The organism is Algoriphagus aurantiacus, from assembly GCF_035156405.1.
In the GTDB taxonomy this organism is placed as follows: domain Bacteria; phylum Bacteroidota; class Bacteroidia; order Cytophagales; family Cyclobacteriaceae; genus Algoriphagus; species Algoriphagus aurantiacus.
The window spans coordinates 1-24,116 of record NZ_JAXRUT010000022.1 but is presented as its reverse complement, the minus strand read 5'-3'; the positions used below and the strand labels follow the sequence as shown (position 1 = coordinate 24,116).

The window sequence follows — 24,116 nt, the reverse complement described above, 5'->3', positions numbered from 1 at the left end:
TACATTAAATGATGGAATAACCAACCGGGCTATGGAGTCTAAACAAATCCATTTCTTGCTGACCATTCAATTGATTTTTATGATGGTACTCATTGGTGAAGCCGTCATAGAGATAGTCTTTGGACAGCTCCACAGCATTTTTTGAAATAAAATCAATAGCCTTCAATATAAAGTGAAGCTCATTGTTGCTCATTGTTGGGTGCAGGGACAGCCTTACCCAACCGGGCTTTTCGGAAAGATCCCCTGAGTCGATTTTATCGGTGATTTTTTTGGACATTTCCCGGGTCACATTCAGACACATATGCCCATAGGTACCCGCACAGGAGCATCCCCCTCTGACCTGAATACCGTATAAATCACTGAGTAGGGAAACGATGAGATTAAAGTGTATTGACTCAGAATAGAACGATATCACTCCAAGTCGGTCGGTATGTTGGGCCACGAGGATATGGATTCCAGGAATTTTGTTCAGTCCTGAGAAAGCAATTTCAATCAGTTCCTTTTCTCTGAGCCTGATCTTTTCTATGCCCATTTGCTCTTTTAGGCGGATACTCAGAGCGGCCCTGATCGTCTGTAAAAAAGCGGGAGTTCCTCCGTCTTCTCTTACTTCCACATCGGTAAAAAAAGCATGTTCTCCCCAAGGATTAGTCCAGGAAACTGTCCCTCCTCCGGGATGATCAGGAATTCTATTGTTGTACAAATCCCCGTTGAATACCAACACTCCTGAACTGCCAGGACCTCCCAAAAATTTATGAGGTGAGAAGAAAATCGCATCCAGGCTTTTCAACGCATCTCCAGGGTGCATATCAATAGTCACATAAGGAGCTGAAGCAGCAAAATCCACAAAACAATATCCTCCATGCTCATGCATTACACTTGCCAGTTCATAGAAGGGGGTAAAAACTCCCGAAACGTTGGAGCAAGCGGTGAAAGATCCGATTTTTAGCTTTCGATTGGAATACCTGGTAAGCTCCTTTTTTAGCGACTCTACATCTACCGACAAGTCCTCCTTGGGTTCCAGCACCACCACATCCGCTATCGTTTCCAACCAGGTAGTGTGATTGGAAGGATGTTCCATATGGGTAAGAAAAACGACTGGGCGTTCACTCTCGGTGATTTTGTTTTTCACATGAGCAAACTTCTCAGGAAGTTTCAACCCCAAAATTCGCTGAAATTTGCACAGCACTCCAGTGGTTCCCGAATCAGTAGTAAGGATAACGTCCTTGTCTGAAGCATTTACATGCTTCTTGATGATTTCATGAGCCTCGTGATAGGCGTTGGTCATGAGCCTACCGCTGTAGCTGGCCTCTGAATGAGTGTTTGCCACAAAAGGGCCAAACCTCTCCTGCATGACCTGCTCAATCGGACTATATAAACGTCCACTTGCTATCCAGTCGGCATAAATCAATTTTTGCCGGCCAAAAGGAGAATCAAATTCAGCCAGATTGCCTACAATATTTTTCCTAAATGGCTCAAAGTAGCTCTCCAAATCTAAGTTGTTCATTTGAAATTTGGTTTTACTGTCATTCATTTCAATATCCCTTAGCGGTCTCACTGCCACGCTTGGAATCAGCGGCTCCTTCCAGCTTTCCATCTCCGTATACCTTGATTGCATTGACTTTCCCCAACAATCCCCGCTGCTGAAAGGAATGTCCTTTATTTTCCAGCTGTAGCTGAATTAGACTATCCAAACCATCCCGTTCGTGAAGAATCACATCGGGAAGCCACTGGTGATGAAATCGAGGAGCATCCACTGCTTCACGCATCGTCATACCATGAACCATGACATTTACCATCGTTTGAAACACCGAGGTAATAATAGTAGATCCTCCCGGAGACCCCAGCACAGCAAACACCTTCCCATCCTTCTCTACAATCGTAGGACTCATGGAACTAAGCATCCGCTTTTCCGGCAAAATGGCATTAGCCTCTCCACCTACCAGTCCAAACTGGTTGGGAGTGCCCGCTTTTTTACTGAAATCATCCATTTCATTGTTTAGAAAGAACCCAGCTCCCCTGACCATCACCTTGGAGCCAAAGTATCCATTTAGGGTTGTAGTTACCGCAATTGCATTTCCATGACGGTCCACAATAGAAAAGTGTGTGGTCTCTACACTTTCTATAATCTCCACCTGACCGGGCTTGATTTCTGAGGACGGTGTTTTATTATCCGCATCAAAACTCTCCATGGCTACTTTCATCCGTCCGTCATCAAGCAGTTCCCCCATGGGCATCTTAAAAAAATCAGGATCACCAAGGTTCTCCGCCCGGTCGGCATAGACTCTTCGCTCGAGCTCGGTAAAAAGATGAATAGCATCAGCAGAATTTGGAGGATAGTTGTCCATATCAAATTCTTTAAGTCCATTAAAAAGCTGCACTATGGCAACCCCTCCACTTGATGGTGGAGGCATAGCAAGAATCTTATAGTCCCCATAGTTTCCTATCACAGGCTCTCTCCACACTGCCCGGTAGCGTTGAAGATCTTCTGCGGTAACCATCCCATTTTGAGCCTCCATCTCTTCGATAATCAATCGGGCTGTTTCTCCTTGATAAAATCCAGGATTTCCCTCTGAAGCTATTCTCGTAAGCGTCTTGGCCAAAGCTGAAAATCTGATCGTATCGCCCTGCTGCCATTCTTCGGTTTTAATAACCTCAGGACTAAATCTATTGTATTGGATAAAATCTTCCCTTGAACGGTTAAGAATATTGGCCTGATCGTCGGATATAGCTAATCCTTTTTCAGCAATCCGAATTGATGGTTCGACCAGTTCTTGCCATGGCATGGATCCCAGCTTTTCATGAAGTTCCACCATTCCGTTCACCGTTCCCGGTACGCCTACAGACAGTACTCCTTTTAAACTCAGATCCTTTACAGCTTCGCCGCTGGAATCCAAATACATATCTCTGGAAGCTCCCAGAGGGGCTTTTTCCCTGAAATCCAATGTACCGGATTCACCATCGGCATTTCTGTAAACAGCAAACCCTCCCCCACCAATATTCCCTGCCCGTGGGTAAACTACCGCAAGGGCAAACTGAACAGCAACTGCGGCATCATATGCATTTCCTCCTTTTTTGAGGATTTCCACCCCGACCTCTGAGGCAAGCCAATGAGCACTGACGACCATCCCTGAATCAGCCATCAAACCCAGCTCCTGCTCAACAGGTATCTGCCTGTCTTTCTTAGGGTCACATCCTTGCGTAATAAACAGAGCTATCCCTGCGAGCCACAGAAATCCTCCAGCTCCAAAATTTCCTTTAGTGAAAGTTTTCATGTGTTTATAATTGTTTTTCAATGGTCATTACCTGTCCCGAAAATCGGGATGGAATCTCGCAAGGTCAATCATCCCTCTGTGTGACGCTTTCGTCATGCCTGCCTGGCGGTAGGTAGGCTCGATTTCATCTTTTTTGTGCCTACCTATTTCGTCATTGGTTCACTTGTGTAGGAGAGAAAAGTCCCGGATCTACCGGTGCATTTTCATTTGTGGTCATTTCATCCTCTGGGACAAGGAACCGTTCGATATTGAGCGTAGCGGTAGGGATGTTCAACGGAAAAGGAACGGCAATATCAGAGTCACCTTTCCGCAGTCGTCTTGCATCGTCAAATGGCATAAACATCGTAAACCCGGAAACATACCGTTCTTCGACAATTTCCCGAAGAAGTGCTCGTATGGGATCAATTCCATCCATATTTTCCATTCCACCCACCTCAAAATCCGAGGCTAAGTAAGGTAGGTAAACATGCGAAAGGCCAGCAAAATTGATGTTTAGAAATGCTCCTGAATTCAAGTATGCTCTCAAACTGTTGAGGTGTTCAAGCCCTACTACAAGACCCTGGGTTCGTGCTCCTGACTCTGCCAATATCAACAGATTCTCTTCATAGGTGAGTAATGGTTGCGATTCCAGTTCATGTGCAATACCCATATTGGATGTCGAGTTAAGTCGGTCTATATAATAATAAGCAGATCTGGCACTTTCATTAGTCTTTTCATTGTTTCTGGACACCGGGTTTTCGGCATCCAGTAGCTGCATCAGATAGCTGTCTCCTGTACCGAGGTTCGGTCCGTTCTGCAATACGATGAAATATTTATTTTTGGTAGAATTTTCCCCTTGTAAATCAAGTGGCGTAAACCGCATACTGTTTCTGGGTAAGGAAATTCCGTTGAGCGCTGCTTGATAAGCTTGTTCATATTGCTTCGTGCTCATATAGTATCTCGCTTTCAAGGTCCAGGCAGATTCCAACCATTTGACTCGGTTACCCGCAAAAATGAAGTCTTGGGCAATCACCTGACCACTGGAATTTTCCAAATCGGAAATTGCCCCGTCAAGCAAGGTTTGTAATTTTTCAAAAACAACCAGCTGATTATCGAATACAGGATCATCAACATCGGATATGGCTTCTGAATATGGAATATCCCCAAAAAGTGAGGCATAGGTGCCGACGACATGGGCTTCCAATACTTTGGTGATGCCTTGATAAAGCGCGTTCCCCTCTGTTCTTCTTCTTATTTCTCTCGCCGGATTAACTACGGATTGATAACCAGACCAATCAAAATCGGTGTTGACCACCTCATATTGATACCGAAAACGTTCTACCTGTTCGTATCCGATCAGCTGCCCTGAATAGTAGGCTGCCATTCTGCTATAGGGGCCCAATTGGATATTGATATTGGACAGCTGTGCCCCGTTCATGAAAAGGCCTGCATCTACCTCTTCCAATGTCAGCTGGTTGGGATTCTCGTTGATCCCTTCCACCAGTTGCTCACATCCTGAAAACATGAAGGAAATCATGGATACCAGGGACAGTACTGAAGATTTTATTATTGATTTCATGTGTTTATATTTTTCTTTTAAATGTCACATGGAATCTCGCATGGGGCATAATCATCCCTTTGTGTGACTTTTTAGTCATGCTCGATTTCATGGAAATTTCTTTTTTGATGTTGGAAAATAAACCTTGCCCTATTGATGAATTAGGGTTATTTCTTAAAATCTTGCCTGGATATTGAACAGGAATGATTTCGTACCGGGATTATTGAAATAGTTCATGCCAAAGGCATTACTGACACCATAATTGTTGGTTTCAGGATCCACTCCTATCAAATCCGTCCAGAGAAACAGGTCTCTTCCGCTAAAGGAAACCCGGAGTGACTGGAGCTTGATCTTATCAAGGAAGGGACTATCCTGTAGAGTGTATCCCAAGGTGACGTTTCTCAATTTCGTCCAGGTCGCATCTTCTATAAAGAGGTCATTGACTTTGTTAAAGCCTAGGCCACCACCTATTCCGGTGTACCATGCTTCGTCAAGTAGCACATTTCCGGCACCAAAATCAGCAATATTCCCTCTAACAGTAGTTCCTGCAGGCACCAGCGTTCCACTGATATTTGTCAGATCCTCTGTCAGCGTGATTTCGTTACTGACGTCCTGATGGGTGCCAAACCCATACATAACCACTCTAGTCCTGTTGATATAATCCCCTCCCTGAGAATGCTCAAATAGAAATCCGAAGTCAAGATTCTTCCAGTTCAACTGGGCACCCAATCCACCTCTCCATTCAGGATTGGGATTCCCGATCACTCTACGCTGAGTATCTACCTTTGGAAACCCATTTGCATCGAGAGCAAAACTTCCGTCCTCATTTCTGACTGTACCCGGCAGCCAGAAAGCACTCATGGGATGGCCTTGCACTGCCTTTGAAGTTCCACCTATATCAACAGTTTCTGCTCCTCTTAACTCTACCACCAGATTTCTGTTGTTGCTAAAATTCCCATTTATTGCAATTGATAAAGATTCTCTTTGGACAACTGTGGCACTTAGATCCAACTCCAAACCTTTGTTTTCTATAATACCCGCATTGGTGTACTCCGTCGTAAATCCGGTACTAGGATTTGTTTTTACAGCAAACAGGATATCATTAATCCTATTTTGATAGTAAGTGGCACCAAAAACCAGTTTGTCATTTAAAAATCTTAAGTCTGCACCGATTTCCCATTCGGTTTTCACTTCGGGTTTGAGATTCAGATTGCCTCTTTCGGAATCAATCTGAAAACTACCTCCAAAAGTATCGAACCCTGTGGTTGCCAACGTATAGAACTTATAAGGATTCGGTTGAATCCCCACCTGGCCAAATGATGCACGGAGTTTACCGAAGCTCAACCCAGGTATCTCCACTGCCTTGGTAAATTGCCAGGCGAGATCCACAGATGGATAAAAGAATGTCCCTCCAACAGTAGAAGCTGCCTCTAATGCACCCGAAGCATTCAGGAAAAGCTGGTCATAAAAACCAAGATTCAAAACTCCATAACCTCTATTGGACCGAAGATGAGTTATTGATCTAGACCAAGATGACGCACTCTGATCAGGATTCAGATCTGTCGTCGGAAGTTTGGATGCAACAGCAAATGGACTTATAGAAGTGGAATTGAATGTACTATATCGATCATTGTAGTTTGCCCCAAGGGTCAACGTTCCGGAAATATCTTCAGTTATCTCTCTGTTAAATGATACGATAGCGTCGAAATTCACCTCTTTCCAAGATCTTAGTTGCTGATCCCATGCTCCTGTATTCCTACTTCCGGCAGAGCCTATTGGGAAAAATGACTCCCTGTTGTCCGTATAGTAGTCAATACCACCACGAAGAATTACATTTACCCATTCGGCAGGATCTAACTGAATTTCAGGGGCAATAATAAAACGGTTAACTTCGGATAGGGAGCTCTGCTCGTTTATTGTCCAGCCTGGATTATTGTAAATTGGATTCTGAGTCTCCCCTAAATGCCTTCGGTAATTTCTGTGACGGCCTGGAAACACCTCACCTTCAGTGTTGACATAGGTTCCTATGTAGTCACTGTTGTCAAAATCAGGAGCAGATCTCAATAACCCCAATAGCAAGCCATTGGTATCATCACCAGCTTGATGGATTCGGTTGGATTTGGTAAAGTTATAAGAGACTTTATTATTCCATGTGATCCAATCAGTAAGTTGTACTTGGGTGTTTAACCTGATATTCTGTTTGTTATAGGTAAAGTTCCGCGTGATTCCATCTTGACTTAGATTTCCATAGCTGAAAAAATAGGATGCTTTTTGCCCGCCTCCGTTGACGGAGACATCATGCTGCCCGAAGCTCCCGGTTTGAAAAACCTGGTCGTAATTTTCATCCAAGTATGTTTCCCTGGAATTTTTACCTATAACAGGATAGTAGGTGACTCCTGAAATATCAGATATAAAATATGCCCCCAGAGTATTTAATTCATCAGGAAGACCACTACGGTCGGAAATTTTGTCTCCCCAGGATTCTGCCGCAGAAATATTCCACACGCCATTTCTACCCTGACCATATGAATCCTGTAGAGGATGCCAGACATTGATTTTATCAAAAGATTGGGAAAAAGAATAGTTCACCGATGGCTTTTGATTTGCTTTGCCATTTTTAGTGGTGATCACAATTACGCCATTTGCTGCCCGGGATCCCCATAATGCAGCAGCTGAAGCCCCTTTTAATACTTGTACTGATTCGATATCGTTTTGATTGATATCGTTGAGTCGGGACTGCTGGGATATTGTACCGCTCCCTGAGTTTTCATTACTAATCGGAACCCCGTCTAGGATAATCAGCGGTTGGCTTGCCCCTTCAATAGTATTGACACCTCGAATTTGAATAACCGAACCAGCACCTGGATCACCATTCATTTTGCCTATTCTCACACCTGAGGCTTTCCCTGCCAGGCCATTGATAAGGCCGGTTTCACCAGAACGCTGAATGGACTCTGAGGATACCGACGAGCTTGACGCCCCTGACTGATCTTTTATTTGCTTGGTTCCGAGAGCAGTGATAACCACTTCAGAAAGCGAACTAAACGATGGTTCTAAAAATATCTCCAAATAAATCTTGGAAGAAATATCCACTTCTACAGCGGTATATCCCACGTAGGAAACCACAAGAATACTTGAATCATCAGGAACCTCCAGCGAAAAATTTCCGTCCAAATCGGTAATTGTCCCATAGGTAGTTCCTTTTACGAGTATGTTAACTCCCGGAAGTCCTGAACCTCCCTTTTCACTTACGATTCCTGTAATTACTTTTACCTGTTTCTGGACTTTGGGACGCTCTGCTTCTTTTACTTTGACAGCAATCATGCCGTTGATGACTTTAAAATTCAGGCTGGACTTTTTTTCAAGATCCTTTAAAATCTCAGCGAGTGTCGTATCGTTATATTTAAGGAAATACCTCTTATTCAAAGAGGAAACTTCCTTTCCGAATACGAATCTAAAAGGAGCTTTTTTTTCTATTTCATCAAACACCCACGATAGTGGTTGATCTTTAATTTCAATACTCAGTTTTGTATCATATATAGTCTGGCCAAAAATAGAATCAGCGGCGACCATATTAAAAAATAGAAAATGTACAAATACCAGGTAGACTACTGTTTTTGAGGCATACATAAGTAGTGACCGTAAATAAATTTTCATAGCTTTACATGTTAGTTAGTTATAATTGACACTTTTGGAGCGGCATCGGTCTCTGGCGGGTCTTGGTGCAGCTCCTTCTTTGATTTTCAGTATTTTACATAGTTTCTACTGGTTAGGTGGAACATTTGCTGGAGGTAATCTCTACTTTTGTTGCTGAGATAATTCGGTATTCTAAGCCATTAATAAAGCTTAAAGCTTCTAATACATGTGCTAATGGCTGATCTTTAAAGTTTCCATTCACTTTGCAACCTTGACGAAGTTTGGTTTTGACATCAAATTCTACCCCGTACCAACGTTCAAGTGTATTCAGAGACTCCAATAAGTCGACATTTCTAAACACTATCCTTTCATCCATCCAGGCTGTAGCTTCCTGATAATGGTCAACACTTTGAGTCAAAATGCTTCCATCATCTGGATTGTAAATGGCTTGCATTCCTTTGGTCAATACCACTTCCTGCAATCCTTCCACTACGCTTACCTTTCCAGTCACTACCGTAATCATTATTCCCTTGCTGTGGGTATTTATATTGAATGATGTCCCCAGCACAGTAGTTTTAATTTCTGCTGTCTGAATCACAAAAGGTTTTTTCTCATTTCGGAAAACTTCAAAAAAAGCCTCCCCTTCAAGTTTCACCTTCCTTTCGGCACCTTTAAATTCTTCGGGGTAAATTAATGAAGACCCTGAATTGAGCCGGACTCTGGTCCCATCACCCAATGTCAGTGAAATCTTTTGGCCCCTTTCCGCTTCAAGTTTTAGAAGTTTTTCGCTTCCTCCCACATAATCAGAGGATATAAACCAAAACAGCATCAGCGGTACAACAACTGCCAAAACCATCCATCCTATCCTGTTTTTGTTTTTGGCAGAATTCGGTGCAGGCTGATTCTCATTTTCCAACTCTTCTTGAATTCTCCGGTACAACCGGTGTTTCACCCGCTCCTTTTCAATATGAATAGCTACATTTTGGTCCTCCAGATAACTTCCCTTACCCTTAAAGGAGTCGAAGAAGTCATCCAGTAACCTTTTTTCAGAATCATTACACTCATCTCTGAGATACTTATCAAGCAAATTTTTAAACTCAACTTCGGTCATTTTGGAGTTATTTAACTATAGGTTGCCTAAAGCAGGCTTAACCCTTGGTCTTCCTCGCTTTTTTTTTGAAAAAATAATTTTACTAGCTTATTATATCAGCTACAACAAAGTCCTTGAAGGCGGGAATGAAATAGTGTATTGAGATTTCCACATAGCTGCCCAGAAAAGTGTAAACGAAAAAAATGGACGCAACTTAACCTGCTCTATTCCTGAAAATACGTAAGGTGCTACAGTAAGTGATGAATTATTCCCGTTCTGAATGGCATTTTCTGAGTTTTTTTAAAGCTGAAGTTATATGACCCTCTACTGTTTTCTCAGAAATACCTAGTTGTAAGGCTATTTGTTCATTTGATCGATTTTCATATCGGCTCAGAATAAATACTTTTTTTGCTTTCTCAGGAAGATTCGCGATACAGTCATCCAAAGTGTTTTTCGCTTCCTCATAGGAAAGCTTTTCTTCTATATTATTGGCAAATTTAATTGAGTCCATCTTTTTGAGATGCTCATCGGCCACCTTAAGCCTTCTTAAACGTAAAAATACAGCCAGCTTTACTGCTTGATACAAATAGGCCTCAATATTATCTATAGAATATTTATCCTGTTTTCTCCATAGCGAAACGAAAACTTCCTGAACAATATCTTCAGCTTCTTTTTGATCCCTTAGGATAGAATAGGAAACACTTAACAATCGCTCCCAGAACTTCTCATAAATCCCGCTGAAATGCTTAACATTTCCGGTCTGCTTAAATTCAACCCAAAGTTCCGAGATTCCATGCATGTAACTGCCTATTATTAATTTGTCAATAATTTAGCCGAAATATTAACACAAATGCAATATTTATGAATAAATATTTAACAAAAAGAAATTAACCACTTAAAAAACAAATAAACACCAAATAAAAAACTATTAAATAGCTATTATAAAAAATAAAAACCTGATCACATACTTGTTTAAAAATCAAGTCAAACCATTTAAAATTTAGTAAAAAAGCAAGTAACACGTTATAAACTATTCATTTTTTTGAAATAAACATGTCTTTTATAGAAAATCTGGTATCACAAGAAAGCCTCCTAAGACACCGGATCAACTTCCTTTTTCATGGATTGGTTAGGCTAGCTTGGGTGTGCTGTAATATTTATTTCTTAGCCAAAACGAAACCCTAACCAAAAGTATCAATGCGGGTACTTCTACCAAGGGACCGATCACTCCGGCAAAAGCCTGCCCTGAGTCAAGTCCAAATACTGCAATGGCCACAGCAATGGCAAGCTCAAAGTTATTTCCGGCAGCGGTAAATGAGATTGCCGCGTTTTTATCATAACTGGTTCCCATGGCTTTGCTGAAGAAAAATCCGATGATAAACATCAGAGTGAAATACACTAACAACGGGATGGCAATCCGCACTACATCCATTGGTATTTCTACGATCAGTTCGCCCTTAAGCGAAAACATAACCACTATAGTAAATAACAGCGCAATCAGCGTAATCGGTGAAATCGCAGGAATAAACACATTGGTGTACCACTCTTCACCTTTGGCACGGACCAAAATCAACCTGCTAAGTATACCTGCCAGAAATGGAATCCCCAGGTAAATGGCTACGCTTTCAGCAATAGTTCCTATGGAAATATCAACAATGGCACCTTCAAAACCGAAATATGGCGGAAGTACCGTTATAAACAACCATGCATAAAAGCTGTACATAAACACCTGAAAAATACTGTTCAGGGCTACCAAACCAGCTCCATATTCACTGCTGCCCTCGGCCAGGTCATTCCACACCAACACCATCGCAATACAGCGGGCCAAACCTATCAGGATCAGTCCAACCATGTATTCGGGATAATCCTGAAGAAAAATCAAAGCCAGCACAAACATCAGTACTGGACCTATGATCCAGTTGAGAATCAAAGAAATACTTAGAATTCGTACATTTTTGAAAACCTTCGGTAAAAGCTTGTAGTCAACCTTCGCCAGCGGTGGATACATCATCAGGATCAGTCCAATGGCTATCGGAATGTTGGTACTGCTTCGGCTAAAAGAATTGATAAAATCCGAACTGGATGGAAATAGATACCCTATCCCCACCCCAATTGCCATCGCCAGGAAAATCCACCAAGTCAGATTCTTATCCAGAAATCCAAGTTTCTTTTTAGATGTGCTCATGCTTTTATTTTGATTTGACCAAACACATAGAACATTTCCGAAGCTATCTGCATTGACCTTTCGTCATAGCGGCTTGCTTCCTCAGAGGTGCCATCATACTTTTTGGGGTCTTCATATCTTACCGGTATCCTATTCTCTGTGCCGGGGATAAATGGACAGTTCTCATCCGCATGTGCGCAGGTCATTACAGCTGCAAATCTTTGAGCCTTATTGATCGGATCATCGAAGAGTTTGGAAAAGGCAGAAATCGGTTCTGCCTCATTAGAGTGAAAGATAAAGTATATCGGATTTTTACTTCCTTTTTTGGTAACTCTAAAGCCGCTCCGCTTGATGGACTCTACAGCACGGTCGTTAAATTCTGTCACTTCAACTCCCCCTGAGTAGCAGTCAGCTGGAATCCCGAAATAATCCGCAGCCGTCTGTGCCCAAATCTGGGAAAACTGACTCCTCCGGGAATTATGGGTACAGATAAAGTTTAGGTTAATATCTTCCTCAGCTTCCAATTTCACTTGAATATAGTCTATCAGAACCTGAAGGACTTCTTTTCTTTCATTTGATATAGGAAGGGATCGGGCTTTCCTGACAGTTTCGGAAAGCCCGGGCAATAAAATCACGTTTGTCCTTTTCATATTTTCAGCTAAGTCTAACTTAACAACATCCTGATCCTGGTGCACAGGAATTGGCATTTGTGGGCATATCCGCTAAACTTAATTTTTGTTTTTCCTGTGGAATACCACAATTCTCCTTGGCCAGACAGTCTGTTTGCTTGGTTGTGAGTAAAAAATTCTTCCCGTCAAATTCCAGCCCAAATTTACCGATGGTATCCGCCTGATATTCTACTTCCACCTCCAGGTCTTCCAGTCCCAGTACTTTTTCGGACAGATCGATGATTTTAACCAGTTTTTCAGGATGTAGGCGATGGTTGTAATCATCCGCATTCCAAAGTTGGAAATTAGCGACATTTTCAGTTCTCACTGTACCCCCGCAGTCAATAAAGTGCTTGGAAATTTTACCTACTTCAGTAACGTGAAAGTGGGTTGGAACCAATGATCCGTCAGGCAATTGAAAGGCTATGTTATCCAATTGGCTTAGTGCTTTTTTAACTTCTGATAGTTTCATAATTGAATTTGTTTATTGCGATAAAACGATTAATAGATACAAATTTTTTACTTCTTAATTAACAACAGGTGCTATCCGGAGATTTGAACTGATCAAATACTTCATTGAAAAGTTGCTGTATATGTACCCACCTGGCAGGATTGATACAATAACTCACCGAAACACCTTCTATGGTTCCCTGAATTATTCCCACTTGTTTGAGTTCCCGAAGGTGTTGGCTGATGGTAGCTTGTGCAAGCCCAAGTTCCTGAACCAGGTCCCCGTTGATACAGGTGTTAGATTTCAGCAGGTACTGGATAATTGCAATCCGTGCAGGATGGGCAAATACCTTGGCAATTTGTGCCAGTTCATTTTGCTCCAGGGTAAATAAATCGGTTTTGGTAACTCCCATAGTTTATTAATTCATTGCAATATTACAATGAATCTTTGTAATCAAAAAAAGTTGGAGTGATTTTTTTTGAGAAATCAAGAATTTGGAAAGATATCGCTGTAAGGATCAAATGAAGCAAGCCGGCTATGTCTACTTTTAAAAAAAGTTAGTTATAATTATATATATTTAATTGCATCAAACAATCGAGTAAGCGTTTTTTACTATTTTTTATAATAAGCTATATATAGAATATTATAAATAAATACTTATCAAGTTATGTTCAAAAGAATACTTTATAATTTAACACAAAGAATATTAACAATATTTTTTTTACTACTAACTTTTATTTATTATCGTAAAACCCTAGAGTTCAGACATATTGACCAAAAATTACACGAAATATGGTTAATAGGCCAATTACAGCTCATAATAATTTCACTTTTTAATATCCAATTTTATCCCTATATTAGACCAGATAGCAAAAATTGTCTTTATACTATTTATTAAAAGTCAATTAAATCTTCTTAAGAGTTGGGCAAAAAACATTATTGAAGCTCGTGCGAGCATCAGATTTAGCGAAAAGCAAAACAAAATCTCGGAAGGAGTTTTCTTGATCTAGAGATTTGATAACTACCAGCATTTTAAAATTAGTTTTATTAAAACTGCTGACAGCCATTGTCTTAACTAATTTGCTTATCGTCCTTTTAATCTTAATTCTAATAAACTGAATCAGCATGATAAAAGAGAAAACTCAATCTCAGGAAATTCTGGAGAGGAGAAAAAACATAGTAGCCAACGGTGTTGGAATTTTTAATACAGCCACAGTAAAAGACGCAAAAGGTGCAATCATTACCGATGTGGATGGCGAAGAGCACATAGATTTTGCCGGAGGAATTGGGGTAACCAACGCAGGTCATTGTCCTGAGCCTGTTGTTGCTGCTATTCGGGAGCAAGCTGGAAAATACTTGCACACCAGTTTTAATGTTGTAACCTACGAACCCTACATAAAGCTGTGCGAAGTCATGGCGGAAATTCTTCCTCACGGCGAGAAAACGAAAGCTATGCTTGTAAGCACAGGAGCAGAGGCTGTAGAAAATGCTATAAAAATTGCACGACAGGCCACCAAAAGACCTGCAATACTATGTTTTTCAGAAGCATTTCACGGCCGAACAATGATGGCTATGAGCCTAACCAGCAAAGTAAGTTATAAATCCGGTAGCGGTCCATTTTCTCCAGAAGTTTACAGATTACCCTTCCCTAATTTTTATAAGTTCGGTAGAACTCAGAATATGGATGACTTTGTGGAAACAGAGCTCAACCGGCTTCGGGAAAGCGCTCATAGTATGGTAGATGTCAAAAGTGTGGCTGCTATCATTATCGAGCCAATTCAAGGAGAAGGAGGATTTAATGTAGTACCTCAAAAATATCTCGAAGGGTTACGTGAATTCTGCGATGAACATGGTATCATGTTGATTTTGGATGAAATACAGAGTGGATTCTGTCGGACGGGGCATTGGGCCAGCTGGCAACATTACAATGTGCAGCCGGATATCAGTACCTATGCGAAATCCATGGGTTCTGGATTGCCAATTGCAGCAGTTCTTGGCCGTGCGGAAATAATGGATGCAGCTAGCCCTGGAACCATAGGCGGGACCTATATTGGAAGCCCAGTTTGCTGTGCGGCAGCGCTGGCGACTATTCAGTACATGAAAGACATCAACTTAAATAAACGTGCACTGGAAGTAGGCAAAATCGTCAGGGATCGACTTGAAAAACTAAAAGCTGAATTTTCTGAAATAGGTGATGTCCGCGGTGTTGGTGCCATGATCGCCATGGAATTGGTAAAAGATAACGATCCGGGAAAACCATATGCTGAATTGTGCGACAAAATTGTCAAAGGTTGTGCTGAAGATAAGCTTATTATGCTGAGTGCAGGAACCTTCAAAAATGTTATCAGAATACTTTCCCCTCTTGTAATTACGGATGAGCAATTACATAAAGGTCTCGATATCCTAGAAAAGCATTTCAGAAAAAATGTGTAAATTAAAAAGGGCGGTTCAATTCGTAGATTTTTTTAACCCCATAACCGCAGGGAAAAGCAGTGCGGTAATTAAAACCAACAGAAAATTATTATACCTCAATGACTCCATTCGCAATAGCAGGAATCCAAATGAAAGTTTCAGCAGTAGCCTCAAATGTGGCCATGATGAAGCTGAAGCTCGACATAACAATGAGCCTTTATCCATGGGTTGAAATGGTGGTATTTAGTGAGCTATGTGCCTTCGGTCCGCTCACACATACTGCACAGATTATCCCGGGAAGTTTTGAACATGAAATGCAGGAAATGGCCAAAAAACATAAAATTTGGTTATTGCCGGGATCAATATTCGAAAAAGAAGGGGATCGGATTTATAATACAGCAACAGTTATAAATCCTGATGGGGAAATTGTGACACGATATAGAAAGATGTTTCCTTTTTATCCCTACGAAGTAGGTGTCACTCCGGGATCTGATTTTTGTGTATTTGATGTACCGGGTGTCGCCAAATTTGGACTTTCCATCTGCTACGACATGTGGTTTCCAGAAACCATTAGAACCCTAGCTGTCAACGGAGCTGAGGTGATTTTGCACCCTACTATGACTGGCACAATTGATCGAGATATTGAACTTTCCATTGTTCGAGCAATGGCCGCAGTCAATCAATGTTATTTTTTTGATGTCAACGGACTTGAATCAGGCGGTAATGGAAGATCATTAGTCTGCGGTCCGGATGGAAGAATTATTTATCAGGCCGAAGGAAATGAGGAAATATTTCCTATTGAGCTCAACATAGACCGCGTAAAGCGAAGTAGAGAATTAGGTGTATTAAGACTTGGTCAACCTCTGAAAAGTCTTCGTGATCATATCGGAGAATTTAGCATTTATCAGCCTGGCACCAAATTGCCGTACTTGGATTCGTTAGGCCCTCTGATTAAGCCCACTAGACTTGATGACCTGGCAAGATTGAAAAGGAAAGAAAATGAGTATAACCATCCTTCGGCCCCAACAGGGTATAAGGGTTTTGATGAATTTTAAACTAAAAAAAATATAACTATGGGTGGAGTACCTGCAAATAAACAAAAAACAGATAAGACGTTCACCAACTTCATAAATTGGTTTGAAATACCTGCTGTCAATTTCAAGCAGGCCGTAGATTTTTATAATCACATCTACAATATAGAGATGGAGCAAAATTTCAATGGCAGCCATGCAATGGCTTTTTTTCCATCAAAAAATGGAATCGGAGGAGCAGTTGTTGCCGGTCCGGGCTCCACACCCAGCGATACCGGAGCTTTGATTTATTTAAACGGAGGCAAAGACCTGAACCTAGTTCTTTCAAGAATAGAAGAGGCAGGGGGAAGGATAGTAATGCCCAAAACCTTGATCGATGAGGAGCATGGATATTTTGCAATTTTCATCGATTCCGAAGGGAATAAGCTCGCCTTGCATTCAAACAAATAAATTATGCCTGAAAAAAAAATAACAAGTACTCGCCACTATAACATTGCTCAACTACGGATTGAATCTTGGAATAAACTGAAGAATGGATCCAATAAGCTACAGGCTGCTAACAGGGGTTCCGAAGATGAAAAAGAACACAAGCAGGAGCTTCAAAAGTTATTGAATGAGCTGAAGCATATTGAGTCCTATTTTGCTTTTCCGGGGATCTCAAGGCTAAAGATTCTTAATGAAATGCTAGACCGCCAGGAGCATACTGCTCTGGCCAACAAAATCGCAGAGATAACAAAACAACTAGTAAGCGACAGATGCAGAAGCAATCCTGATCATATTGAGGAGGAGGACCATGGCACTGACTTATCGGAAAATTCTGGCTCTGAGGATAGTAATCGCAAGAATTATTTTGAGGTACTCATCGTCGAGGACATATCGGCACAGGAGGAAGCTAAGCTCAGAAGTGATCTAAAAGACCTTCAAGGTTCAGGTGAACAGTTTTGTTACAATATTGTGGTGGAGCGCTCATTTGAAGATGCGATGATTGCCCTCCATTTCAATTATAATATTCAGGCAGTTGTAATTCGTTATGCCCCTAATTATCACTCAAAAAAGATCACTCCCCAGATCACGCCTTTTATTCAGACTGTCCTCAATCTAAATCTTTCATCAACGCCCCAGTTTGAGTTAGGACCTCTTCTAGGAACAATTGTCAAGAAATTTAGACCAGAGCTTGACACTTACTATGTGACTGATACAGCTCTCAGCAGTTTGAAAGACAGCACCTTAAAAAGCTTCAGACGAATATTTTACCGGGTAGAAGATCTACAGGAACTCCATCTTACCATTTTGAGTGGAATTGGAGAACGATATAAGACCCCATTCTTTTCAGCTCTTAAAGAATACAGTAAAAAACCTACCGGTATTTTTCATGCTATGCCCATCTCGAGAGGTAACTCTGTTTTCAAATCCAGATGGATCAATGACTTTGGAAGTTTCTACGGGAGGAACATGTTTCTGGCAGAAACCTCCTCTACTACAGGCGGGTTAGATTCGCTTCTCCAGCCTACTGGTTCTTTGAAAAAGGCGCAGAAAATGGCCAGTGATGCCTATGGTTCACAACAGACTTTTTTTGTAACCAATGGTACCTCAACTGCTAATAAAATTGTGGTACAGGCAATCGTTAAGCCAGGTGAGGTAGTGATGATTGATCGTGATTGTCATAAGTCACACCATTATGGATTGGTCCTTGCCGGTGCTTATCCTGTATATCTGGATTCGTATCCCATAGAGGAATATTCTATGTATGGAGCAGTACCACTGGAGCAGATAAAAGAAAAATTACTTCGGCTCAAGAAAGCAGGAAGACTGAATCTTGTGAAAATGCTCTTGTTGACCAATTGTACTTTTGACGGTTTAGTTTATAACGTAGAAAAAGTAATGCAGGAAATTTTGGCGATAAAACCAGATATAATTTTCCTCTGGGATGAAGCTTGGTTTGCCTTTGCTGGATTTACCTACACTTATAAGCAGCGCACGGGTATGTTTGTGGCTAAAAAGCTGTACGAAAAATATAAAACAAGCAGCTACAGAGAAGAATATACAGATCACATAAAAAACTTAAAAAGTGACGAGCTCCCCACCTTACCTGACCCTGATAAGGTTCGCATTCGAGTTTATTCCACACAAAGTACTCATAAGACATTAAGTAGCTTCCGACAGGGCTCAATGATTCACATTTGGGATGAGGATTTCCTCAGAAAGACTGAGAACACTTTCCTCGAGGCATATATGACTCATACATCGACCTCACCAAATTATCAGATGCTAGCTTCTCTAGATGCTGGTAGAAGACAGGTGCAGTTTGAAGGCTATGAACTTGTAGAAAAAAGCGTAGAGATGGCGATGGTATTGCGCGCAAAAATCAACGATCATCCCCGACTGAGTAAATATTTTGATGTATTGACAGTAAGTGATTTTATTCCTCAAAAATATAGAGAATCAGGTCTGTCGGAGTATTACAATAAGAAAGAAGGATGGAACCGAATGGAAACCGCCTGGGAAAAGGACGAATTCGTCTTGGATCCTACAAAAATCACGCTTCATGTAGGTCGCACGGGTGTGGATGGGGATACTTTCAAAAATAAGTACTTGATGGATAAATTCAATATTCAGATCAACAAGACCTCGAGAAATACTGTACTGTTTATGACGAATATTGGTACTACCAAAGGCAGCGTTGCTTACCTCACAAATGCACTTTTAAAAATAGCTGATGAATTGGATCAGGAATTCCGTTCCCTCAATGATCAAGAAGCATATATTCGTCAAAATAAAATCCAGTCACTAGTTAAGGATTTCCCCCCACTTCCTGATTTCAGCTATTTTCACCATTCTTTTCAGGCAGTCCCAGGAGTACCAGGAGGAAATATTCGCGAAGCTTATTTTCTAGCTTACGATGAGGAGAATTATGAATATATGCAGTTAGAGGATTGTCTGCCTTCTATGGAAAATAACAGAACTCTGGTGGCTTCGTCCTTTATCATTCCTTATCCTCCAGGCTTTCCTGTACTTGTTCCAGGTCAGGTGGTGAGTAAGGAGATTATCCGTTTTCTCACCGCTTTAGATGTGTCAGAAATACATGGTTTCAGAGCAGATCTTGGACTTCGTGTCTTCAAAGAAAGTGTGCTGAACAGACACAAAACTGTCACGTCCATGGGATCAACAAATACAACAAAGAAATTATCTACCAAAACCCTAAAAAATTAAGATTATGGCTACCAAAAAAAATGATCAATCAGATCTAGATATAAAAAGAGATATGAAAGTTCCTGTTCCTGGTGCAACCATAAAAACCGATCAAAAAACCACAAAAAAGCCCGTGGCTAGTAGCGCGGTGAAAAAACCTGTAGCTAGTAGTCCTGTAAAAAAAGCAGCTCGGAAATCAAAAGTGGAGCTGAGTGGCGTTTCAGATATCAGAAGATCTTTTCACAAAAATGAAGAGCCACTTTACTTTATCAGTGCAACCAATTTCAATCTATTGGGAGCTGATGAATGGATAAAGGGTTTCAAATTCATCTGCTATATCGAATGTTTTGATGGGCTTCATCCCAATGTTTTTTCTCCGAAAACGGAGATTCCTCATGATGATTTTGAAGGAATTGAAGATATCAATAATTACCTTCTTCAGCACCCGGAGGTACAAGATTACCTAAAAACCCGTTCCGTTGACGGAAGAGCTGGGAAGGCCATGTTCCTGATGTTTGATGAGAAAACAGAAAAGCTTGCGGAAAAGTTGGGTCTCGAGATCATGTTTCCCAAAGCAGAAATGCGAACTTTCTTGGATAACAAAGTCAATACCAATCGTATAGCTGAAAAAGCCGGAGTGGCGTGCGTTCCTTATGTATTAAACAAGGTTACGGATTGGGATCAGCTTAGACAAGTTTCCAAACATCTAGGGAACGACCTTGTGATCCAAACTCCATTTGGGGATTCAGGACATACTACTTTCTTTATTTCCAATGAAGAAGAGTTTCAAAAGCATGAAGAAGAAATCATCAAAGAAGATGAAGTGAAAATCATGAAGCGAATCCGTTGCAAAGGATCAGCTATTGAAGCTTGCGTCACCAGACACGGGACTATTGTTGCCCCACTGATGACAGAGTTAGTGGGATTTGAAGAGCTTACTCCTTACAAAGGTGGATGGTGTGGAAATGAAATTTACCCTAATGCATTTACTCCTGAGCTTCGGAATAAGGCGATAGAATACACTCAGAAATTTGGTAATCAGCTAAGAAAAGAAGGCTATAAAGGATATTTTGAACTTGATTTTCTTATTGATCTGGATAACGGCGAGATCTATCTGGGAGAATTGAATCCAAGGGTAACCGGTGCAAGTTCCATTACCAATCATGCGGTATTTGCCTTGGCAGATGCACCTCTGTTTGTTTTTCACATTCTGGAATGGATGGATATAGAATATGATCTGGACGTAGAAGCATTAAACAATAGATGGGCTCATCAGGATAATATTGATGGATGGAGTCAGCTTATAGTAAAACACACTGAAGATACCGTGGAATACGTGACCGATGCCCCGAAATCCGGTATCTGGAAAATGTATGACACAGGTCACATCCAATTTGACCGAATGGATACTCACAGGAGAGCTGTAGAAAATGAAAAAGAGGCATTTTTCCTGAGAATTACCCGAAAAGGCGACTATTTATATGAAGGCGCTGATATGGGAATCCTAGTGACGAGAGGTCGTATGATGACGGATGACTTTCAGCTAAACCATCGCGCCAAGCATTGGATCAAGGCGATCAGATCTCAATACAAGTCCGAAATTGTGGAAGATAAAAGAAAGCCAAAACTCAGCGGCTCACTCACGAAATAAAAAAAGCTTTTCAAAGTTATACCAGCATAATAAGGCCTACATTTTGGCTTTCTTAAGCTGGCATAAACTTTCAATTATAAATCATTAATGAAATTACACTTCAATACAATCGCCGAGCCTTCAACACCCGGGCTCAAATGGCAAAAATTATTCAATACACATTGGGCGGCTTATCGCACCTGGTTTATTTCTAAAGAGGCAAGCAATGCTGCAGACCTCAAAACATCCCAAGCAGCGCTTAAAAAATACATGCCAGAAATGTGGCCTACCTATAAGCGTCTTTGCAAGCTGGCAAAAGCAGATGATGTTGCTGCTCGTTTTCTCACTGGCTTTCAACCTCCTGCTTACATAGGCGCATGTTCTCAGGCTATTTTACCTGGAGATGGACTGAAGCTTGTTCGTAATTACGACTTTCATCCTGACCTGACGGAAGGAGTACAGCTTTTTACCGCTTGGAATGGTAAGAAAGTAATCGCCACAAGTGATTGCTTAATCGGTGTTCTGGATGGAATGAATGAAGATGGACTTGCCATTTCATTAACTTTTGGAGGAAGAAAAGAAGTAGGAATGGGTTTTGGAATTCCTTTTATAATGCGCTACATCTTGGAGTTTTGCAGTAATGTAGAAGAGGCTGTAAGCGCTTTGAAACGTATTCCTTCCCACATGTCTTACAACGTGACGGCGATAGACAGAAGCGGTGCACACAAAACCGTTCAGGTAGCGCCAGACAAAGCACCTTTGGTCACATATGCCACATATGCCACCAATCATCAAGGTAAAGTGGACTGGCCGGAAAATGCAGCTTTCAACAAAACTCTAGAAAGATCTGAGTTTATAGGAAATATGCTGAAAGAAAGAGAAGAAGATGCCCATGCCATGGCAGATGCTTTTCTTCAACCCCCACTCTATAATAAGATGTTTAAAGAAGGCTTTGGAACACTATACACAGCCGTTTATCATCCTGCAAAGGGAACGGTTCAGCTACGTTGGCCTAATATGGAGATCACCCAGGATTTTGTGAATTTCAAAGAAGAATACAAACTGATTCGCCTGGTTCAAAATGCCAAAGTGCCAGTACAGAAAGCTCCTAGAGCAGAAGTATTTGCTGAAGTCGAAAATAGCGTAGACCATACCTATAATAGTCAGACAAATGACTGGCAGCGAACTTTAACCGATATTCTGGTAAGTGCGATGTCTTATGCAAAGCCTTCTGCGGATAAAAAAGAATTGGAAAAGTTAGATGCGAAATTGAACAAAGGTGGTGAAGTTTCTTGGGAGGCACTAGCAGATTTTTGGGCCAAAAAAGGAACTGCTTATTCTAAAAACTGGAATAGCTGATTTTAAGATTTAAAAACAATAGTGATGGAATTTCAGAGCATCAACCCCTACAACAACAAAGAAGTAGGGAGATATACAGCGCTTACTTCAGAAGAAACAGATAAAATTTTAGATAAGTCGGCAGAGGCGTTTAAAACTTGGAGCCGCGAACCGCTTTCTCACCGTACTGGATTACTTCTAAATGCCGGACGGGTCTTAAGGGAAAATGTAGAAGACTATGCTCAAATGATTACCTCGGAAATGGGGAAACCTATTTCCGAATCCAGAGCCGAGATCAATAAATGTGCTTGGTTATGTGATTTCTACGCCGAAAATGCCGCTGCCTTTCTCGCTTCCGAAGAAATAAAAACTGATGCTTCAAGTAGCTTTGTTCGATTTGATCCACTGGGGACAATTTTTGCAATTATGCCTTGGAATTTCCCGTTTTGGCAGGTGTTCAGATTTGCTGCGCCAACGCTTACAGTCGGCAATACTGGTTTATTAAAGCATGCTCCTAATGTTTTCGGCTGTGCGCTGAAAATCGAGGAAGTCTTTACTAAAGCAGGCTTTCCTGATGGAGTTTTCCAAAATCTCATTGTACACCACGATCAGACTGAAAAAATCATCGCACATGATGCTATAAAAGCAGTAACGCTTACGGGAAGCGAAATGGCAGGTATGGCAGTAGGCCAACTTGCAGGAAAGTATATCAAAAAAAGCCTGTTGGAGCTCGGAGGCAATAACTCCTTTATTGTGTGGGAAGATGCAGATATCGATCAGGCTGTGAAAACAGCAGTTACGGCTAGGATGCTGAACTGCGGTCAAAGCTGTATTGCGGCTAAGCGATTTATTCTGCTTGAAGGAATCTATGAGGAATTCGTCTCAAAATTCACCGATGCTGTAAGTAAACTTAAAGCAGGAGACACAGTTGATGATTCGACCCAAATCGGTCCTCTGGCACGAAAAGATCTTGCAGATCAGTTGAATTTACAAGTGAAAAAATCTATTGATCAGGGAGCCACATTACTGCTGGGAGGTAAACAGGATAATTGCTTCCATGAACCAACGATCCTAGGAAATGTAACCCCTGGTATGGCTGCTTTTGATGAAGAGACTTTTGGACCGTTGGCAGCCATGATTAAAGCAAAAGATGTGGATGAGGCCTTTCGCCTTGCAGATCAATCTAGATTTGGGCTGGGAACAACTGTGTTCACCAAAAACACGGCAAAAGCAATTGAAATGGCAGACAAAGTAAGCGATGGTGCATATTTTGTAAACGAGCTGGTGAAATCTGATCCTAGACTTCCTTTTGGTGGTACCAAACGATCAGGATATGGTCGTGAACTGGCAAGAGAAGGAATGCGAGAATTCGTGAATATTAAGACTGTCTACGTGAAAGAATAGCGGTATGGAGATTGAACATTGTGGAAGAAGGAATTACAAATCCCAAATAATAGAAAAGCGGAGTCACAAACTCCGCTTAGCTGGGGTTGCGGCCTTTATGAGTTCGACCTCCTTTGGGGTCGTGGGGATGGTCGGGACATATATTACCATGGGTTTCACCCATGGCTCCGCCGCGGCGGACAAGTTAATCGGGATGGGTAGGCGGTGATTTACCGCCGTCCCCCCCACACCACCGGGCATACGCTTTAACGTACCACGGCGGTTTCCTCTATTGATTAACCTTTCTGTACAGCG

At 41.4% G+C, this 24,116-nt stretch carries 17 protein-coding genes; 7 read left to right on the top strand and 10 right to left on the bottom strand.

Going from position 1 to position 24,116, the window contains the following annotated elements:
• Positions 1 to 4: 4 nt before the first annotated feature.
• From SYJ56_RS19040 to SYJ56_RS18995, 10 genes are all read right to left on the bottom strand, one after another.
• Entirely contained in the window at positions 5 to 1,504 is a 1,500-nt protein-coding gene (locus tag SYJ56_RS19040) for an aminotransferase class V-fold PLP-dependent enzyme (RefSeq protein WP_323836918.1), read from the bottom strand.
• Positions 1,505 to 1,532: 28 nt separating this feature from the next.
• Positions 1,533 to 3,272, bottom strand: coding sequence for a gamma-glutamyltransferase (ggt, locus tag SYJ56_RS19035; protein WP_323836916.1), 1,740 nt, complete (start codon positions 3,270 to 3,272; stop codon positions 1,533 to 1,535).
• A 151-nt stretch (positions 3,273 to 3,423) separates the two neighbouring features.
• The gene (locus tag SYJ56_RS19030; protein WP_323836914.1) at positions 3,424 to 4,830 is read right to left on the bottom strand and encodes a SusD/RagB family nutrient-binding outer membrane lipoprotein; all 1,407 of its coding nucleotides are present in this window, start codon (positions 4,828 to 4,830) and stop codon (positions 3,424 to 3,426) included.
• Positions 4,831 to 4,983: 153 nt separating this feature from the next.
• Positions 4,984 to 8,466, bottom strand: a complete 3,483-nt coding sequence (locus tag SYJ56_RS19025) for a SusC/RagA family TonB-linked outer membrane protein (protein ID WP_323836912.1) — start codon at positions 8,464 to 8,466, stop codon at positions 4,984 to 4,986.
• Between the two features lie 112 nt (positions 8,467 to 8,578).
• Positions 8,579 to 9,556: a FecR family protein gene (locus SYJ56_RS19020; RefSeq protein WP_323836910.1), complete on the bottom strand. Its 978-nt coding sequence runs from the start codon at positions 9,554 to 9,556 to the stop codon at positions 8,579 to 8,581.
• A gap of 244 nt (positions 9,557 to 9,800) precedes the next feature.
• Positions 9,801 to 10,334 (bottom strand): RNA polymerase sigma-70 factor, encoded by a 534-nt coding sequence (locus SYJ56_RS19015; protein ID WP_323836908.1) that lies wholly within the window; start codon positions 10,332 to 10,334, stop codon positions 9,801 to 9,803.
• Positions 10,335 to 10,664: 330 nt separating this feature from the next.
• The gene (gene arsB / locus SYJ56_RS19010) at positions 10,665 to 11,720 is read right to left on the bottom strand and encodes an ACR3 family arsenite efflux transporter (protein WP_323836906.1); all 1,056 of its coding nucleotides are present in this window, start codon (positions 11,718 to 11,720) and stop codon (positions 10,665 to 10,667) included.
• The gene (locus SYJ56_RS19005) at positions 11,717 to 12,349 is read right to left on the bottom strand and encodes a low molecular weight phosphatase family protein (protein WP_323836904.1); all 633 of its coding nucleotides are present in this window, start codon (positions 12,347 to 12,349) and stop codon (positions 11,717 to 11,719) included. Before SYJ56_RS19005 ends, arsB begins: the two co-directional genes overlap by 4 nt.
• A 19-nt stretch (positions 12,350 to 12,368) precedes the next feature.
• Positions 12,369 to 12,839, bottom strand: coding sequence for a DUF6428 family protein (locus tag SYJ56_RS19000; protein ID WP_323836902.1), 471 nt, complete (start codon positions 12,837 to 12,839; stop codon positions 12,369 to 12,371).
• A gap of 58 nt (positions 12,840 to 12,897) precedes the next feature.
• Positions 12,898 to 13,230: an ArsR/SmtB family transcription factor gene (locus tag SYJ56_RS18995; RefSeq protein WP_323836900.1), complete on the bottom strand. Its 333-nt coding sequence runs from the start codon at positions 13,228 to 13,230 to the stop codon at positions 12,898 to 12,900.
• 713 nt (positions 13,231 to 13,943) lie between these two features.
• Between SYJ56_RS18995 and SYJ56_RS18990 the strand changes: the two genes are divergently transcribed.
• The 7 genes from SYJ56_RS18990 to SYJ56_RS18960 all read left to right on the top strand — a co-directional run bounded on the left by SYJ56_RS18990 (position 13,944) and on the right by SYJ56_RS18960 (position 23,822).
• Positions 13,944 to 15,251, top strand: a complete 1,308-nt coding sequence (locus tag SYJ56_RS18990) for an aspartate aminotransferase family protein (protein WP_323836898.1) — start codon at positions 13,944 to 13,946, stop codon at positions 15,249 to 15,251.
• 128 nt (positions 15,252 to 15,379) lie between these two features.
• Positions 15,380 to 16,285 (top strand): carbon-nitrogen hydrolase family protein, encoded by a 906-nt coding sequence (locus tag SYJ56_RS18985; protein WP_323836896.1) that lies wholly within the window; start codon positions 15,380 to 15,382, stop codon positions 16,283 to 16,285.
• 18 nt (positions 16,286 to 16,303) lie between these two features.
• Positions 16,304 to 16,711 (top strand): VOC family protein, encoded by a 408-nt coding sequence (locus SYJ56_RS18980; RefSeq protein ID WP_323836894.1) that lies wholly within the window; start codon positions 16,304 to 16,306, stop codon positions 16,709 to 16,711.
• 3 nt (positions 16,712 to 16,714) lie between these two features.
• A complete protein-coding gene (locus SYJ56_RS18975; protein ID WP_323836892.1) occupies positions 16,715 to 19,471 on the top strand; it encodes an aminotransferase class I/II-fold pyridoxal phosphate-dependent enzyme in 2,757 nt (918 codons plus the stop codon).
• A 4-nt stretch (positions 19,472 to 19,475) separates the two neighbouring features.
• Entirely contained in the window at positions 19,476 to 21,101 is a 1,626-nt protein-coding gene (locus SYJ56_RS18970) for a biotin carboxylase (RefSeq protein ID WP_323836890.1), read from the top strand.
• 87 nt (positions 21,102 to 21,188) lie between these two features.
• A complete protein-coding gene (locus SYJ56_RS18965) occupies positions 21,189 to 22,439 on the top strand; it encodes a C45 family peptidase (RefSeq protein ID WP_323836888.1) in 1,251 nt (416 codons plus the stop codon).
• Between the two features lie 24 nt (positions 22,440 to 22,463).
• Positions 22,464 to 23,822 carry an NAD-dependent succinate-semialdehyde dehydrogenase gene (locus SYJ56_RS18960; RefSeq protein ID WP_323836886.1) on the top strand — a complete coding sequence of 453 codons (1,359 nt, stop codon included), beginning with the start codon at positions 22,464 to 22,466 and terminating at the stop codon, positions 23,820 to 23,822.
• Positions 23,823 to 24,116 lie beyond the last annotated feature (294 nt).

Bases quoted from the DNA above. Each gene is read 5' to 3' on its own strand.
- SYJ56_RS19040 (WP_323836918.1), bottom strand. From the start codon at position 1,504: ATGAACAACTTAGATTTGGAGAGCTACTTTGAGCCATTTAGGAAAAAT.
- ggt (WP_323836916.1), bottom strand. From the start codon at position 3,272: ATGAAAACTTTCACTAAAGGAAATTTTGGAGCTGGAGGATTTCTGTGG.
- SYJ56_RS19030 (WP_323836914.1), bottom strand. From the start codon at position 4,830: ATGAAATCAATAATAAAATCTTCAGTACTGTCCCTGGTATCCATGATT.
- SYJ56_RS19025 (WP_323836912.1), bottom strand. From the start codon at position 8,466: ATGAAAATTTATTTACGGTCACTACTTATGTATGCCTCAAAAACAGTA.
- SYJ56_RS19020 (WP_323836910.1), bottom strand. From the start codon at position 9,556: ATGACCGAAGTTGAGTTTAAAAATTTGCTTGATAAGTATCTCAGAGAT.
- SYJ56_RS19015 (WP_323836908.1), bottom strand. From the start codon at position 10,334: ATGCATGGAATCTCGGAACTTTGGGTTGAATTTAAGCAGACCGGAAAT.
- arsB (WP_323836906.1), bottom strand. From the start codon at position 11,720: ATGAGCACATCTAAAAAGAAACTTGGATTTCTGGATAAGAATCTGACT.
- SYJ56_RS19005 (WP_323836904.1), bottom strand. From the start codon at position 12,349: ATGAAAAGGACAAACGTGATTTTATTGCCCGGGCTTTCCGAAACTGTC.
- SYJ56_RS19000 (WP_323836902.1), bottom strand. From the start codon at position 12,839: ATGAAACTATCAGAAGTTAAAAAAGCACTAAGCCAATTGGATAACATA.
- SYJ56_RS18995 (WP_323836900.1), bottom strand. From the start codon at position 13,230: ATGGGAGTTACCAAAACCGATTTATTTACCCTGGAGCAAAATGAACTG.
- SYJ56_RS18990 (WP_323836898.1), top strand. From the start codon at position 13,944: ATGATAAAAGAGAAAACTCAATCTCAGGAAATTCTGGAGAGGAGAAAA.
- SYJ56_RS18985 (WP_323836896.1), top strand. From the start codon at position 15,380: ATGAAAGTTTCAGCAGTAGCCTCAAATGTGGCCATGATGAAGCTGAAG.
- SYJ56_RS18980 (WP_323836894.1), top strand. From the start codon at position 16,304: ATGGGTGGAGTACCTGCAAATAAACAAAAAACAGATAAGACGTTCACC.
- SYJ56_RS18975 (WP_323836892.1), top strand. From the start codon at position 16,715: ATGCCTGAAAAAAAAATAACAAGTACTCGCCACTATAACATTGCTCAA.
- SYJ56_RS18970 (WP_323836890.1), top strand. From the start codon at position 19,476: ATGGCTACCAAAAAAAATGATCAATCAGATCTAGATATAAAAAGAGAT.
- SYJ56_RS18965 (WP_323836888.1), top strand. From the start codon at position 21,189: ATGAAATTACACTTCAATACAATCGCCGAGCCTTCAACACCCGGGCTC.
- SYJ56_RS18960 (WP_323836886.1), top strand. From the start codon at position 22,464: ATGGAATTTCAGAGCATCAACCCCTACAACAACAAAGAAGTAGGGAGA.